We start from the raw sequence: 14,905 nt of genomic DNA, 5'->3' as shown, positions 1-14,905 counted from the left end.
TGTTTGGATCATGGTTGTTTTCCTTCGACGACCGCCGCGTCGGGATGGTGCGCGTACTTGTCCTGCTGGCGCTTGCTGCCCTTGAACAGCTTGCGCACCACGACGAAGAACAGCGGCACGAACAGCACGCCCAGCGTGGAAGCCGTAATCATACCGCCCATCACGCCGGTACCGATCGCACGCTGCGATGCCGAGCCGGCGCCGCCCGCGATCACCAGCGGCAGCACGCCGAGGATGAAGGCCAGCGAGGTCATGATGATCGGACGGAAGCGCAGGTGCGCCGCCTCGATCGCCGCTTCCATCGGCGACTTGCCCTGCGCCTGCAGGTCTTTCGCGAATTCGATGATCAGGACCGCGTTCTTCGCCGCCAGGCCGACGATGGTCACCAGGCCGATCTTGAAGTACACGTCGTTCGGGTAGCCGCGCATCATTGCCGCCAGCACCGCGCCCAGGATACCGAAAGGTACCACCAGCAGCACCGACACCGGGATCGACCAGCTTTCATACAGCGCTGCCAGGGCCAGGAAGATCGCCAGCAGCGAGAAGGCCATCAGGATGCCCATGGTGCCGCTGGAGAGCTGTTCCTCGCGCGACTGGCCGGTCCATTCGAACGCGAAGCCCGCCGGCAGCTTGCCCGCCAGGCGCTCCATCTCGGCCAGCGCGTCGCCGGTCGAGTAGCCCGGCTTGGCGTCGCCCGAGATGCTCATCGCCGGGTAGCCGTTGTAGCGCAGGGTCTGCATCGGACCGGTCACCCACCTGGTAGTCGCGAAGGAGGACAGCGGCACCGGCTGGCCCTGGACGTTGAGCGCGTTGATGCGCAGCAGGTCGTCCGGCTGCATGCGGTCCTTGGCATCGGCCTGCACCACGACGCGCTGCAGGCGGCCGGCGTTGGGGAAGTCGTTCACGTAGGCCGAGCCCAGCGAGGTCGAGATCGCGGTGTTGATCGCGTCGAAGGTGACGCCCAGCGCCTGCGCCTTGTCGCGGTCGATGTCCAGGCGAACCTGGGGCGCGTCTTCCAGGCCTTCCGGACGCACGCCGGCCAGGACCGGGCTCTGCGCGGCCATGCCCAGCAGCTGGTTGCGGGCCGCCAGCAGGGCCTCGTGGCCGTTGCCGCCGCGGTCCTGCAGGCGGAAGCTGAAGCCGGTGCCGCGGCCCAGTTCCGGGATCGGCGGCGGCGACAGCGCGAAGATGAAGGCGTCGCGGATGCCCGACAGGCCGCCGATGATGCGGTTGGCCACCGACTGGGCGTCCGAACCGTCGGCCTTGCGCTCGTCCCAGTCCTTCAGCGGGATGAAGGCCAGCGCCATGTTCTGGCCGGCGCCCGAGAACGAGAAGCCCAGCACGCTGACCATGTTGGCCACTTCCGGCTGCTTCATGATGAAGTTCTCGGCGGTGGCCATCACTTCGCTGGTGCGCTCCAGTGTCGCGCCCGGCGGCAGCTGGATGTTGGCAATGACGTAGCCCTGGTCTTCGTTCGGCAGGAAGGAATTCGGCATGCGGGTGAAGAACAGCGTCACCAGGCCGCAGACCAGCACGAAGGCCACCAGGCCGCGGCCCGAGTTGCGGATCAGCTTGCCGACCCAGCCTTCATAGCCCTTGGCGGTGGCGCCGAACTTGCGATTGAACCAGCCGAAGAAGCCGCGCTTCTCGTGGTGATGGCCGGCCGCGACCGGTTTCAGGAAGTGCGCGCACAGCGCCGGCGTCAGGGACAGCGCCAGGAAGGCCGAGAAGGCGATCGAGGACACCATGACGACGGAGAACTGGCGGTAGATGTTACCCACCGCGCCGCCGAAGAAGGCCAGCGGCACGAACACCGACATCAGGACCACGGTCACGCCGATGATGGCGCCGGAGATCTGGCCCATGGCCTTGCGCGTTGCTTCGAGCGGCGGCAGACCTTCCTCGGACATGATGCGTTCGACGTTCTCGACGACCACGATGGCGTCGTCGACCACGATACCGATCACCAGCACCATGCCGAACATGGTCAGCACGTTGATCGAGTAGCCCAGCGCCAGCAGCGTACCGAGCGAGCCCAGCAGGGCGACCGGCACCACGATGGTCGGGATGATCGTGTAGCGGAAGTTTTGCAGGAACAGGTACATCACCAGGAACACCAGCACCAGCGCTTCGACCAGGGTATGCAGCACCTGCTCGATCGAGATGTCGATGAACTTCGAGCTGTCGAAAGGCACGGTGGCCTTCACGCCGGCCGGGAAGAATTTCTCCAGTTCCGCCATGCGCTCCTTCACCAGGCGCGCGGTTTCCAGGGCGTTGCCGGATGGCGCCAGCTGCACGCCGATACCGGTGGACGGCTTGCCGTTCAGGCGCGCCGACGTGCCATAGGCCTGGGCGCCGATTTCGATGCGGGCCACGTCCTTCAGGCGCACGGTCGAGCCGTCCGGATTCGCACGCAGCACGATGTTGCCGAACTGTTCGACGGTGGAGAGCTGGCCGGTCACCACCACGGTCGCGGTGATTTCCTGGCCTTTCGCCAGCGGCAGTTCGCCGATGGTGCCCGAGGCCACCTGGGCGTTCTGGCTGCGGATCGCGTTGTTGACGTCGCCAGGGCTCAGGCGGTAGCCCACCAGCTTGGCCGGGTCGATCCAGACGCGCATGGCGCGCTCGGTACCGAACAGCTGCGCGGTGCCGACGCCCTTGATGCGCTGGATTTCAGGCAGCACCGTGCGCGAGGCGTAGTCGCCCAGCGCGATCGGGTCCCATTTCGGATCGTCCGAGGAGAGGATGGTAAACAGCAGGAAGTTCGCGCGCACCTTGTCGACGCGCACGCCCTGCTGGTTCACCGCCGCCGGCAGGCGCGGGGCCGCGCGCGACAGGCGGTTCTGCACGTCCACCTGCGCGAGCTCGGGGTTGGTGCCGGTTTCGAAGGTCAGGGTGATCGAGCCGCTGCCGTTGGCGGTGCTGCTCGATTCCATGTAGACGAGGCCTGGCGAACCGTTCATCTCGCGTTCGATGACGGAGATGACCGAGTCTTCCAGGGTCTGTGCCGAGGCGCCCGGATACGCGGCATTGATCACGATCGATGGCGGAGCCACGTTCGGATACTGGGCGATCGGCAGCTGGGTGATCGAGACCGCGCCGATCACCATGATGAACAGCGCGATCACCCAGGCGAAAATTGGGCGGTCAATAAAAAAACGTGCCATGAATTAGTCCTGTTCTTTTCCTGCGGCGGCTCAGTTACGCGTCGAGGCGGCTGCCGGCGCGGCGCCGGCGGTGGAGCCCGACGGGGCCGAAGCAGGCAACTGGCGCGCGTTGTTGGCGGCGGCCTGGCCGGCATTGGCGGTAGCCGGCGCCGCGGTCGGCGCAGGCGCCGCGCCAGGGGCGGCTGCGGTGGCGGACTGCCATGGCACCGCCTTGACCGGGGTACCCGGCGGCAGCATCTGCAGCTTCTGGAAGCCGTCGACCATCACGCGTTCGCCTTCCTTCAGGCCGTCGGTGACGATCCAGTTGGAACCCTGCTGCGAGCCGATCTTGACGACGCGCTGGGCCGGCTTGTTGTCCGCGCCGACAACCATCAGGGTATCGCCCTGCTGGCCGCCGCGGGTGACGGCCTGCTGCGGCACCACGATGCCGTTCGGGATTTCCGCCTGGGCCAGGCGTACGCGCACGTACTGGCCCGGCAGCAGGGCGTTATCGGGGTTGGGCACGGTCGCGCGCAGGGTGACCTGGCCGGTGCCCGGGTCGACGGTGATGTCCGAGAACTGCAGGCGGCCCTTGGTCGCCAGTTCGGTGCCGTCGTCGAGGATCACGCTGACCGCGGCGTCCTTGGCGTTGTTGCCGGCCTGCTTGCGCAGGCGCTGCAGTTCGCTGGCCGACTGGGTGATGTTCAGGTACATCGTGTCGGTCTGCTGGATCAGCGCCAGTTCGGTGGCCTGGGCCGCCGATACCAGCGCGCCCTCGGTCACCAGCGCGCGGCCGATGCGGCCCGAAATCGGGGCGTAGACGTTGGCGTAGCTGGTATTGATCTGGGCGATGCGCACCTGGGCCTTGGCGGCCGCCACGGCCGCTTCCGCCTGTTTCTGGGCGGCGACGGCATTGGTGTATTCCTGCTTGCTGATGGCATTGGCTTCCACCAGCGGCTTGTAGCGCTCGGCCTGGGCGGTGGCCTGGTTCAGGGTCGCCTGGGCGCTGCCGACGTCGGCCTGGGCCGCCGCGAGGCGCGCCTGGTAGGGCGCCGGGTCGATCTGGAACAGGGACTGGCCCTGCTTGACGATGCTGCCTTCGGTGAACAGGCGCTTGAGCACCACGCCGTCGACGCGTGCACGGACCTGGGCGGTACGCACCGGCTCGGCGCGCGCCGGCAGTTCGGTCAGCAGCGCGACCGGTTCGTATTTGGTGGTGATGACGCCGACTTCCGGCGCCGGCATGCCGCCGCCCGGGGCACCGGCCGCCGGGGCATCTTTCTTGCCGCAGCCTGACAACAGGGCGATGGCCACCAGCGTGCCTGCGGCGATGCGGGTCAGGGAGTGGGAGGAGTGGTCTGAGCGCATTACGTATGCTTCCTTCTCATTGTTGTTTCGATATCCGGCGCACACCTTTCGATCACGCAGGAATTGTCACTGGATTTTACGGACAGTTTTATATACTATCACGGCTGTATGTTTATTGCTGGAGAGCCCCTTCTAATGGGAGGGCACTGAAAAAATGGCACGTAAAACCAAGGCGGAAGCTGCGGCGACCCGCGACAGCATCCTGGATGCTGCTGAAAGATTGTTTGCTGAACAAGGCGTCTCAAGAACGACTTTACAGCATATTGCGACCGCTGCGGGTGTCACGCGCGGTGCTATTTATTGGCATTTCCTGGACAAAGCCGCGCTGTTCAACGCCATGTTCGATCGGGCGAAACTGCCGATGGACGAGGCCTTGCAGCAGCTCGACCACGAACGCGACGTGAAGGATCCGCTGCAATGCCTGCGCGACGAGATGATGACCGTGCTGCGCATCGTGGTCGAGGACGAGAAGGCGCGCCGCGTGTTCGAGATCGCCACCCTGAAGACGGAATTCATCGACGAGGTGGATTCGGTGCGCGCGCGCCGCAGAGAATCGATCACCCTGTGGCAGGACCGCATGGAAGGGCACCTGAAGCAGGCGCAGGAGAAAGGCATGCTGCGCCAGGGCGTGACCACGCTGGCGGCCGCTCAGGGCGGCTGGATCCTGGTCGACGGGCTGATCCGCAACTGGATCTTCGAGCCGACCTGGTTCGACCTGATGCAGCTGGGCGGGACGGTGATCGATACCTACCTGGACGGACTGCGGGTCTCGTAGGGTGGGCGGAATCCGCCCACCCTACAAAAAACCCGCTTTGAAAGCGGGTTTTCTTTTTACTTCAGCAGTTCTTCGATCATCTTCTTCAGCTTGATCGAATCCGCCACGAAGGCACGGATGCCTTCGGCCAGCTTCTCGGTCCCCATCGCGTCTTCGTTCAGCATGAAGCGGAAGGTCTTCTCGTCGATCGCGATTTTCTGGATGTCTGCATTGGCGTCCGCCACCAGCTTGCGTTCGACCGGCGCTTCGGTATCGGCCAGCTTCTGCAGCAGGTCCGGCGAGATGGTCAGGAGGTCGCAGCCGGCAAGTTCCAGGATCTGCGAGGTGTTGCGGAAGCTCGCGCCCATCACTTCGGTCTGGTAGCCGAACTTGCGGTAGTACTGGTAGATGCGCTTGACCGACTGCACGCCCGGATCGTCCGCGCCGGTGTAGTCGGTGCCGGTCGACTTCTTGTACCAGTCGTAGATGCGGCCGACGAAGGGCGAGATCAGCTTGACGCCGGCTTCTGCGCAGGCAACGGCCTGGCACAGCGAGAACAGCAGGGTCAGGTTGCAGTGGATGCCTTCTTTTTCCAGGATCTCGGCGGCGCGGATGCCTTCCCAGGTCGAGGCGATCTTGATCAGGACGCGCTCGCGCGAGACGCCGGCCTTTTCGTACAGGGCGATCAGTTCGCGGCCCTTGGCGACGGTGGCTTCGGTATCGAAAGAAAGGGCGGCATCGATCTCGGTCGAGACGCGGCCCGGCACGTACTTCAGGATCTCGACGCCGAAGGCGATCAGGAGGCTGTCGACGATGGCGTCGACCGAGGCGCCGTTGGCGTCGGCGACGGCCTTTTCCAGCAGCGGGCGGTATTCCGGCTTCTGCACGGCCTTCAGGATCAGCGACGGGTTGGTGGTCGCGTCCTGCGGGGCATAGGCCTTGATCGACTGGAAATCGCCGGTGTCGGCGACGACGGTGGTGTACTGCTTGAGTTGTTCAAGTTGGTTCATGTGGGGGCTCGGTGTTGAGTGATGATGCTGTGAATTCCAGTTTAGCGGCTTCGGTAGGGAAATTGGGTTCCGGCCTACGCCGGAACGACGATCTCTAGTATGTTGGCCTCAAAACCGTCGTCCCGGCGCCGGCCGGGACCCAAGTTCGACATAGTCAAACGAAGTCCGTACCGTCCATAAACGCGGCGAGCATGCGCTCCAGTCCTTCACGGTCTTCGTCGGAGAAGCGGTTGAGCTGCGGGCTGTCGATATCGAACACGCCGACGACCTCGCCGTCCTTGACCAGCGGGATCACGATTTCCGAATTCGACGCCGAATCGCAGGCGATATGGCCCGGGAAGGCATGCACGTCCGGCACGACGATGGTCTTGCGCTCGGCGGCGGAGGCGCCGCAGACGCCGCGGCCGAAGGGAATGCGGGCGCAGGCCGGCTTGCCCTGGAAAGGGCCGACCAGCAGGTCATGGCCGTCGCCCTTGCGCGCCGGAACGGTAAAGTAGAAACCGGCCCAGTTCAGGTCGGCCAGGGTGTCGTAGACGAGGGCGGAAAACTGCGCGGCGTTCGCCATCAGGCTGCGTTCGCCCTCGAGGACGCTTTCGACCTGGCGTTCCAGCAGGGGGTAGTCGGGACGGGAGCTGCGTTCGGGATTGATGTGCATTGGCGTAGACCCGGGATGCTATGGAAACCGGGTATTTTACACCTGTGGTGGGTTGGGTCAGCCTATGAACGAATCGAACTGCATATCGAACTCCTGCAAGGCCTTCTGCGCGTTCTGCATCTTCTTGCGGAATTCCGGTCCGCGCTGCAGCGCCAGCCCCACCGCCAGTACGTCGATCACGACCAGGTAGGCCAGGCGCGCCGAGATCGGCGTGTACGGGTCGATCGCGAACACCAGGTCGATCGGGATGAACAGGGTCGCGATCTCCGCCAGCGGCGTGCCCGAGGGCGCCAGCACGATCACGTCGGCCCCGCCACGGCGCGCCAGCTTGGCCGAGCGGGTGAGGGCCGGATTGTTGCCGCGCTGCGAGATCGCCACCACCGCATCGCCTTCGCGCAGCAGGGCCGCGGCGATCGAGTGGATCGCCGGGTCGGTGTAGGCCACCGTCGGCACGCCCGAGCGGAAGAACTTGTGCTGGGCGTCGGCGGCGACGAAGCCCGACGAGCCCTGGCCGTAGAATTCGATCTTGTTGGCGCGCGACAGGATGTCGAGCGCCTTCTGGACCAGTTCCGGCTTGAGGTTGTTGCGCAGGTCGAGCAGGGTATTGATCGAGCGGCTGCAGATTTTATTCACCAGGTCGGCCGCCAGGTCGTCCGGCGCCGGCTGCTCGTTCGCGCCCGGCAGGGCCAGCGCCAGGCCCTGGGCCAGCTTGAGCTTGAACTCGTGCCAGCCGTCGTAGCCGAGGGTGCGGCAGAAGCGCACCACGGTCGGTTCCGACACCTGCGCACTCTTGGCCAGCGCCGTGATGTTCTGGCTCACCGTGTTGGATGGCGCCGCGAGCACGGCGAGCGCCACCTTGCGTTCGGATTTGGAGAGCGAGTCGAGCTGGGTGCGGATGGAGTCGAGCAGCATGATGGTAGCCGTCAGTCTTCAGGCAGCACTTCTTCGCGCCACTGCAGGCCGTCGCGGCCGATCAGTGCGCTCGAGGCGGCAGGGCCCCAGGTGCCCGAGGTGTAGGGCACCGGCGCGCTGTCGTTCTGCTCCCAGTGTTCCAGGATCGGCTCGACCCATTCCCAGGCGGCTTCCAGCTCGTCGCCGCGCATGAACAGGGTCAGCTGGCCGCGCAGCACGTCGACCAGCAGGCGCTCGTAGGCTTCCATGCGCGGGCTGGTGAACTGCTCGCGGAAGTCGAGTTCGAGCTCGGCCTGCTTCAGGCGCATCGAGTCGCCCGGGGTCTTGGCCATCAGGTTCATCGACAGGCCTTCGTCCGGCTGCAGGCGGATCACCAGGCTGTTCGGCTGGAAGCTCGAGGTCGGTTGGTTGAAGATCGAATGCGGGATCTGCTTGAAGCGCACCACGATCTCGGCCAGGCGGTCGGCCATGCGCTTGCCGGTGCGCAGGTAGAAGGGCACGCCGGCCCAGCGCCAGGTGTCGATCTCGGCCTTCATGGCAACGAAGGTCTCGGTCCTGGACTGCTTCGGCGCGTCCGGCTCCTCGCGGTAGCCCGGCACCGCCTGGCCGTCGATGTGGCCGGAGCGGTACTGGCCGCGCACGATGTTCTGCGCCAGCGTGGTCGGGGTAAAACGCTTCAATGACCGCAATACCTGCAGCTTGGCGTCGCGCACGGCGTCCGGCGCGATCGAGGTGGGCGGTTCCATCGCCACGATGCACAGCAGCTGCAGCAGGTGGTTCTGCAGCATGTCGCGCAGCGCGCCCGAGGTGTCATAGTAGCCCAGGCGGTTGCCCACGCCGATCTTCTCGGCGATGGTGATCTGCACGTCCGAGATCCACTCGCGGCGCCACAGCGGCTCGAACAGGATGTTCCCGAAGCGCAGGGCCAGCAGGTTCTGCACGGTCTCCTTGCCCAGGTAGTGGTCGATCCGGTAGATCTGCGATTCGGCAAACACCTTGCCGACGTCGAGGTTGATCTGCTTGGCCGAAGCCAGGTCGCGGCCCAGGGGTTTTTCCAGCACCACGCGCGAGTTCGGCGAGACCAGCCTGGTTTCGGCCAGGTTGTCGCAGATGGTCGCGAACAAATGCGGCGGCGTCGCGAGGTAGTAGACGCGAGTCAGCGCTTCATCCTTGCGCAGGGCTTCCACCAGCGGGCCGAAGGTGGACAGGTCGGTGGCGTTCAGCGCCACGTAGACGATGCGCTTGAGGAAGCGGGCCCAGGTTTCATCCTGCGGCGTTTCCTTGATATGCGGCTTCGAATTTTTCTCGATGAACTGGAGGAAGTCTTCCTGCGAGAAGTCGTCACGGCCCACGCAGATGATGCGGGCCGTATCGGGCAGGTCATTGCAGACATCGCGCGCATACATCGCGGGGAGCAGCTTGCGCATTGCAAGGTCGCCGCTGCCGCCAAAGAAAACGAGGTCGAAATCGGAAAGAGCCATGGGAAAGTCTGGAAGAAGTGATCAGCAATGTGTAAATTTACTACACAGATATTCGCTTAGCAAGAAAATCTACTACGAAATTGCTGGGGTTTGTAGGGTGGTCGGCTTTGCCGACCGCGCGTTCAACGACACGATGCGACGAGCCGCATCATCCATGCTTACACTGCTTGAACGCGCGGACGGCGAGCCGTCCGCCCTACAGGTCAGCGGTGCGCGTATTCCGGCTCTTCGCGTCCCGCCACGTCGACGCGGATGGAGAGCACCTTGCCGCTGAGCGGATAGCGCGCCAGTTCCTCGGCCGAGCGCCCGTGGCTGGCGCTGGTGATATACAGCGTGCGCAAATCCGGCCCGCCGAAGGCCAGCGAGGTCGGGCAGCGCAGCGGCAGCGCGATCTCGCGCAGAATCTCGCCCGACGGCGAGATGCGCAGCACGCGGCCGCCTTCGAACATCGCGACCCAGTAGGCCCCTTCGCTGTCGATCGTGGCCCCATCCGGGCGGCCGCCATAGTCGGCTGCCGACTTGTCGAGCGAGAAGGTCTTGATGGTGCGTGCGTTCGAATGCGTGCCGGTGACCGGGTCGTAGTCGTAGCAGTCGATCCGGTGTGTGGTGGTGTCGGCATGGAACATCGTGCTGCCGTCCAGGCTCCAGGCCAGGCCGTTCGAGTTGGTCATGCCGCCAGCCCAGGCACGGCGCAGCTGGCCGCGCTCGAGCACGTACATCTCGGCCGCCGGCTTGTCGCGCGGCTCGTACATGGTACCGATCCAGAAGCGGCCCGCCGGGTCCACGCGGCCGTCGTTGAAGCGGACGATGGACGTGTCGTAGGGCGCGTCGGCGATCGGCGTTTCCTTGCCGCTGGTCGTGTTCAGGCAGATCAGGCCGGAGCGCAGGGACACGATCAGGTTGTTGTCGCCGTCGACCGCCAGCGCAGAAGGCTCCGAGCCCATCTTCCAGTACGAATACTTGCCGCTGGCCGGGTGCACGCGGTTGACCGTGTAACCGTTGATGTCCACCCAGTACAGTGCCGACTCGACCTCGTGCCAGGTTGCTGCTTCGCCTACCAGCATCGGCGCGTCGTGCACCACTTCAAATTTATCGCTTGCCATGGTATGTCGTGATCAGGTTCAGATTGCGGCCTTGGCGCGGGCGATCAGGCCGTTGGTGGAGCTGTCGTGATTCGCCGGCTGCGGCTCGCCTGCCAGCTCGGCTTCGATCTTCTTCGCCAGCACCTTACCGAGCTCAACGCCCCACTGGTCGAAACTGTTGACATTCCAGATCACGCCCTGCACGAAGGTCTTGTGTTCATACAGCGCAATCAGGGCGCCCAGAGTGCTCGGGGTCAGGCGTTCCATCAGGATGGTGTTGCTCGGACGGTTGCCCGGGAAGGTCTTGTGCGGCGCCAGGCGTTCCACTTCTTCGGGGGCCAAGCCCTGCGCCACTAGGTCCGCGCGCACCTCGTCGATGGTCTTGCCCTTCATGAAGGCTTCCGACTGCGCGAAGCAGTTCGCCAGCAGGGCCGTATGGTGGTGCTCCATCTCGTGCGCGGGACGCAGGGCGGCGATGAAGTCGATCGGCGTCAGGTCGGTGCCCTGGTGCAGCAGCTGGAAGTAGGCGTGCTGGCCGTTGGTGCCGGGCTCGCCCCAGATCGCCGGGCAGGTCGGGGTGTCGACCGGGTCGCCGTCGCGCGTGACGCACTTGCCGTTGCTCTCCATGTCGAGCTGCTGCAGGTAGGCCGGGAAGCGGTTCAGGTCCTGGTGGTAGGGCGCGATCGTGACCGAGTGCGCATCGAGGAACTCGCGGTTCCAGAAGCCGACCAGGGCCAGCAGCATCGGCATGTTCTGCTCGACCGGGGCAGTGCGGAAATGCTGGTCCATCTCGTGGGCGCCGGCCAGGAAGTCGGCAAAGTAACCGTAACCGACCGCCAGCGCGACCGACAGGCCGATCGCCGACCACACTGAGTAGCGGCCGCCGACCCAGTCCCAGAACGGGAACATGTTGGCCGGGTCGATGCCGAAGGTCTTGATGGCCTCAAGATTGGTGGAGACGGCTACGAAGTGCTTCGCCAGGGCTTCTTCCGGTGCCCGTTCGAGGAACCAGCTGCGCGCGGTCTGCGCGTTCATCATGGTCTCGGCGGTGGTGAAGGTCTTCGAGGCGACGATGAACAGCGTGGTTTCCGGATCGACCTGGGACAGGGCGGCGTCCATGTCATGGCCATCGACGTTGGACACGAAGTGCATGCGCAGGCGCGGATGCGCGTAGTGGCGCAGGGCCAGCACGACCATCTTCGGGCCCAGGTCCGAGCCGCCGATGCCGATGTTGACGATGTCGGTGATCGGCTTGCCGGTGTGGCCCAGCCATTCGCCGCTGCGCACGGCATCGGTGAAGGTCCGGATGCGGTCGAGCACCGCGTGCACCTCAAGGTCGACGTCCTGGCCCTCGACCACCAGTTTGCTGCCGCGCGGGGCGCGCAGGGCAGTGTGGAGGACGGCGCGGTTTTCGGTATTGTTGATGCGTTCGCCCGCGAACATCGCGTCGCGGCGTTCTTCCACGCCGCGCTCGCGCGCAAGCGCCGCAAGCAGTTCAAGCGTGCGCCCGTCGAGGCGATTTTTTGAATAGTCTAGGAACAGCCCTGCCGCTTCGACGGACATCCGCGCAAAGCGCTGGGGATCGGCGGCGAACAGGTCGCGCATCTCCCAGTCTTCTGCCGTGGCGGCGTGGTTTTCGAGGGCCTGGAAGCTGGTGGTGCTGGTAAGGGTTGGCTGGCGCATAAGGTCGGTGTCAATGAGCGGTGTCGATGGCACAATGTTGTCAATAGCAGATTAACGAATAATACAGGATGCGTGCGTAAATTCACTACATAAAAGAGTGGCAGCTTTACCACGCGTACGGCAGTCGGGTTCGGGCATCTTCGGACGAACTCTCTCTACAGGCGAGCCGAAAATGGCTTGGCTGCGTCCCTTTCAAATCTGTAGTAAAATTTCAGATACTAAATTTACGAAGGAACGATCATGGCGCTGCACCCCGTAGTCGAACAGGTAACGAACCGGATCATCAAGCGAAGCCGCCCATCGCGCGCGGCCTACCTCGCGCACATGGAAGCCGCCCGCGTGCAGGGTGTGCAGCGCGGAGCGCTGTCGTGCACCAACCTCGCGCACGGCTTCGCCGCCTTCCCGGCCAACGACAAGCTCAAGCTGAAGGAATACAAGAAGCCGTCGGTAGCGATCGTCTCGTCCTACAACGACATGCTGTCGGCGCACCAGCCCTTCGAAACCTTCCCGGCGGTGATCAAGGAAGCCGTGCGTGAAGTCGACGCCGTGGCCCAGTTCGCGGGCGGCGTGCCGGCCATGTGCGACGGCGTGACGCAGGGCCAGCCGGGCATGGAGCTGTCGCTGTTCTCGCGCGACACCATCGCCATGGCGACCGCGGTGGCGATGTCGCACAACATGTTCGACTCGGCCCTCTACCTCGGCATCTGCGACAAGATCGTGCCGGGCTTGCTCATTGGCGCGCTGCACTTCGGCCACATCCCGGGCATCTTCGTGCCGGGCGGTCCGATGACCACCGGTATCTCGAACAAGGAAAAGGCGGCCGTCCGCCAGCGCTACGCCAAGGGCGAGGCCACCCGCGAGGAGCTCCTGGAGAACGAATCGGCGTCCTACCACGGCGCGGGCACCTGCACCTTCTACGGCACCGCCAACAGCAACCAGATGCTGATGGAGATGATGGGCCTGCACATGCCGGGCTCCGCCTTCATCACCCCGGGCACGCCGCTGCGCGACGCGCTGACCCGCGCCGCGGCCCAGCAGGCCGTCGCGATCTCGCAGCAGGGAGGCCAGTACATGCCGATCGGGGAAATCGTGGACGAGAAGAGCATCGTCAACGCCATCGTCGCGCTGCACGCGACCGGCGGCTCGACCAACCACACCCTGCACCTGATCGCCATCGCCCGCGCAGCAGGCATCGTGGTCGACTGGAACGACTTCGACGAGCTGTCGAAAGTCGTGCCTTCGCTTACCAGGATCTACCCGAACGGCGAAGCCGACGTGAACCACTTCCAGGCCGCCGGCGGTCCGGGCTTCGTGATCCGCGAGCTGCTCGATGCCGGCCTGGCGCACGAAGACGTCAACACCATCCTCGGCCGCGGCCTGCGCGCGCACTGCAAGGAGCCCTTCCTGGGCGAAGACGGCAAGGTAGTGTTCCGCGACGTGGCCGAAAAGAGCGGCGACGAAGCGGTGCTGCGCCCGGCCAGCAATCCGTTCGCCAACAACGGCGGGATGGTGCTGGTGCAGGGCAACCTGGGCCGCGCCGTGATGAAGATCTCGGCGGTCAAGCCGGAGTACCACGTGGTGGAAGCGCCGGCCATCACCTTCGATTCGCAGGAAGACTTCATGCAGCGCTACAAGGACGGCCTCTTGAATCGCGACTTCGTGGCCGTGATCCGCTTCCAGGGTCCGCGCGCCAACGGCATGCCGGAACTGCACGCACTGACCCCGGCGCTGTCGAACCTGCAGGATGCCGGCTTCAAGGTGGCGATGGTCACCGACGGCCGCATGTCGGGCGCCTCCGGCAAGGTGCCGGCGGCGATCCACGTGTCGCCCGAGATCCTGGCCGGCGGCCCGCTCGGCCTGGTGCGCGACGGCGACATCATCCGTGTCGACGCCACCACCGGCACCCTGGAAGCGCTGGTGACCGACACCGTGTGGGCCGCGCGCGGCATGGCCAGCGCCGACCTGTCGAAGAGCCACATCGGCATGGGCCGCGAACTGTTCGCGATGTTCCGTTCCCATTCCAGCCCGGCGGAGGAGGGGGCGGCAACGTTCCCGCTGCCGTCGCCAATCGAAACCACCGTGCCGCTGCACGACGGTATCCAGACCGATGAAGTGCAGCCCGGTTCCGACGAAGACTTTCTCTTTAGGACGCAGAAATGACCTTACTTGAAATCATGCGCTCGGCGAGCGTGATCCCTGTCATCGCCATCGACGACCCGGCCCACGCCGTCCCCCTGGCCAAGGCCCTGGTGGCAGGCGGCATCCGCGTGCTGGAAGTGACGCTGCGTACCGAACACGGCCTGCAGGCGATCCGCGACATGAGCACCGTCGAAGGCGCGATCGTCGGCGTCGGCACGCTGACCCAGCCTGAAGAATTTGCCGCGTCGCGCGACGCGGGCGCGGTGTTCGGCGTCTCGCCGGGCCTGACCGCGGCCATGATCGAGGCAGCGAAAAAGAGCGGCCTGCCGCTGCTGCCGGGCGTGATGACGCCGTCCGAAGTGATGGCGGCGCGCGAGCACGGCTTCAAGCAACTGAAGCTGTTCCCGGCGGTGCCGGCGGGCGGCGTGGGCATGCTCAACGCCATTGCCGGCCCGCTGCCGGACGTGACCTTCTGCCCGACCGGCGGCATCTCGATCGAGACCGCGCCGAAGTTCCTGGCCTGTAAGAACGTGGCTTGCGTGGGCGGTTCGTGGCTGACGCCGAAGGACCTGATCGCCAACGGCGACTGGGCCGGCATCACCGAACTGGCAAAAGCGGCTTCCGCGCTGCGTGCTGCCTGAGCCTTCCTTGCAACGTCCTCGTTCCCGGCCCTTG

At 65.2% G+C, this 14,905-nt stretch carries 11 protein-coding genes and 1 pseudogene; 4 read left to right on the top strand and 8 right to left on the bottom strand.

Annotated features, from left to right (window positions below):
• Positions 1-8: 8 nt before the first annotated feature.
• Both YWC_RS0105085 and YWC_RS28365 read right to left on the bottom strand, forming a co-directional pair.
• Positions 9-3,167, bottom strand: a complete 3,159-nt coding sequence (locus YWC_RS0105085) for an efflux RND transporter permease subunit (RefSeq protein ID WP_027864395.1) — start codon at positions 3,165-3,167, stop codon at positions 9-11.
• Positions 3,168-3,197: 30 nt separating this feature from the next.
• Positions 3,198-4,514 (bottom strand): efflux RND transporter periplasmic adaptor subunit, encoded by a 1,317-nt coding sequence (locus YWC_RS28365; RefSeq protein ID WP_036213101.1) that lies wholly within the window; start codon positions 4,512-4,514, stop codon positions 3,198-3,200.
• Between the two features lie 154 nt (positions 4,515-4,668).
• On the opposite strand from YWC_RS28365, the pseudogene YWC_RS33660 reads away from it, so the two are divergent.
• Both YWC_RS33660 and YWC_RS0105075 read left to right on the top strand, forming a co-directional pair.
• Positions 4,669-4,842, top strand: a pseudogene (locus tag YWC_RS33660) (TetR family transcriptional regulator); the annotation flags it as partial.
• A 9-nt stretch (positions 4,843-4,851) separates the two neighbouring features.
• Positions 4,852-5,289, top strand: a complete 438-nt coding sequence (locus YWC_RS0105075) for a TetR family transcriptional regulator C-terminal domain-containing protein (protein ID WP_229413022.1) — start codon at positions 4,852-4,854, stop codon at positions 5,287-5,289.
• 56 nt (positions 5,290-5,345) lie between these two features.
• Here the strand turns inward: YWC_RS0105075 and tal are convergent, their stop codons facing one another.
• From tal to pgi, 6 genes are all read right to left on the bottom strand, one after another.
• Entirely contained in the window at positions 5,346-6,278 is a 933-nt protein-coding gene (gene tal, locus YWC_RS0105070) for a transaldolase (protein WP_027864393.1), read from the bottom strand.
• 154 nt (positions 6,279-6,432) lie between these two features.
• Positions 6,433-6,933, bottom strand: a complete 501-nt coding sequence (gene msrC, locus YWC_RS0105065) for a free L-methionine (R)-S-oxide reductase MsrC (RefSeq protein ID WP_051306233.1) — start codon at positions 6,931-6,933, stop codon at positions 6,433-6,435.
• 57 nt (positions 6,934-6,990) lie between these two features.
• Positions 6,991-7,845, bottom strand: a complete 855-nt coding sequence (locus YWC_RS0105060) for an SIS domain-containing protein (protein WP_027864391.1) — start codon at positions 7,843-7,845, stop codon at positions 6,991-6,993.
• Positions 7,846-7,856: 11 nt separating this feature from the next.
• On the bottom strand, positions 7,857-9,326 hold the full coding sequence (zwf, locus tag YWC_RS0105055) for a glucose-6-phosphate dehydrogenase (RefSeq protein WP_027864390.1): 1,470 nt from the start codon (positions 9,324-9,326) through the stop codon (positions 7,857-7,859).
• 203 nt (positions 9,327-9,529) lie between these two features.
• Positions 9,530-10,429 carry an SMP-30/gluconolactonase/LRE family protein gene (locus YWC_RS0105050; protein ID WP_027864389.1) on the bottom strand — a complete coding sequence of 300 codons (900 nt, stop codon included), beginning with the start codon at positions 10,427-10,429 and terminating at the stop codon, positions 9,530-9,532.
• 18 nt (positions 10,430-10,447) lie between these two features.
• Positions 10,448-12,091 (bottom strand): glucose-6-phosphate isomerase, encoded by a 1,644-nt coding sequence (pgi, locus tag YWC_RS0105045; protein WP_027864388.1) that lies wholly within the window; start codon positions 12,089-12,091, stop codon positions 10,448-10,450.
• Between the two features lie 240 nt (positions 12,092-12,331).
• On the opposite strand from pgi, the gene edd reads away from it, so the two are divergent.
• Positions 12,332-14,251, top strand: coding sequence for a phosphogluconate dehydratase (gene edd, locus YWC_RS0105040; protein ID WP_027864387.1), 1,920 nt, complete (start codon positions 12,332-12,334; stop codon positions 14,249-14,251).
• Positions 14,248-14,871 (top strand): bifunctional 4-hydroxy-2-oxoglutarate aldolase/2-dehydro-3-deoxy-phosphogluconate aldolase, encoded by a 624-nt coding sequence (eda, locus tag YWC_RS0105035; protein ID WP_027864386.1) that lies wholly within the window; start codon positions 14,248-14,250, stop codon positions 14,869-14,871. The genes edd and eda overlap by 4 nt, the downstream gene beginning before the upstream one ends.
• Positions 14,872-14,905: the final 34 nt, after the last annotated feature.

Origin of the sequence: Massilia alkalitolerans DSM 17462, assembly GCF_000427785.1 — a bacterium.
Taxonomy (GTDB): domain Bacteria; phylum Pseudomonadota; class Gammaproteobacteria; order Burkholderiales; family Burkholderiaceae_D; genus Telluria; species Telluria alkalitolerans.
Note: the sequence above shows the minus strand (reverse complement) of the source record. Positions and strands in the feature narration are given on the sequence as shown.

Excerpts from the sequence above, each read along its gene's own strand:
- YWC_RS0105085 (WP_027864395.1), bottom strand. The coding sequence starts at position 3,167 with ATGGCACGTTTTTTTATTGACCGCCCAATTTTCGCCTGGGTGATCGCG.
- YWC_RS28365 (WP_036213101.1), bottom strand. The coding sequence starts at position 4,514 with ATGCGCTCAGACCACTCCTCCCACTCCCTGACCCGCATCGCCGCAGGC.
- YWC_RS0105075 (WP_229413022.1), top strand. The coding sequence starts at position 4,852 with ATGTTCGATCGGGCGAAACTGCCGATGGACGAGGCCTTGCAGCAGCTC.
- tal (WP_027864393.1), bottom strand. The coding sequence starts at position 6,278 with ATGAACCAACTTGAACAACTCAAGCAGTACACCACCGTCGTCGCCGAC.
- msrC (WP_051306233.1), bottom strand. The coding sequence starts at position 6,933 with ATGCACATCAATCCCGAACGCAGCTCCCGTCCCGACTACCCCCTGCTG.
- YWC_RS0105060 (WP_027864391.1), bottom strand. The coding sequence starts at position 7,845 with ATGCTGCTCGACTCCATCCGCACCCAGCTCGACTCGCTCTCCAAATCC.
- zwf (WP_027864390.1), bottom strand. The coding sequence starts at position 9,326 with ATGGCTCTTTCCGATTTCGACCTCGTTTTCTTTGGCGGCAGCGGCGAC.
- YWC_RS0105050 (WP_027864389.1), bottom strand. The coding sequence starts at position 10,429 with ATGGCAAGCGATAAATTTGAAGTGGTGCACGACGCGCCGATGCTGGTA.
- pgi (WP_027864388.1), bottom strand. The coding sequence starts at position 12,091 with ATGCGCCAGCCAACCCTTACCAGCACCACCAGCTTCCAGGCCCTCGAA.
- edd (WP_027864387.1), top strand. The coding sequence starts at position 12,332 with ATGGCGCTGCACCCCGTAGTCGAACAGGTAACGAACCGGATCATCAAG.
- eda (WP_027864386.1), top strand. The coding sequence starts at position 14,248 with ATGACCTTACTTGAAATCATGCGCTCGGCGAGCGTGATCCCTGTCATC.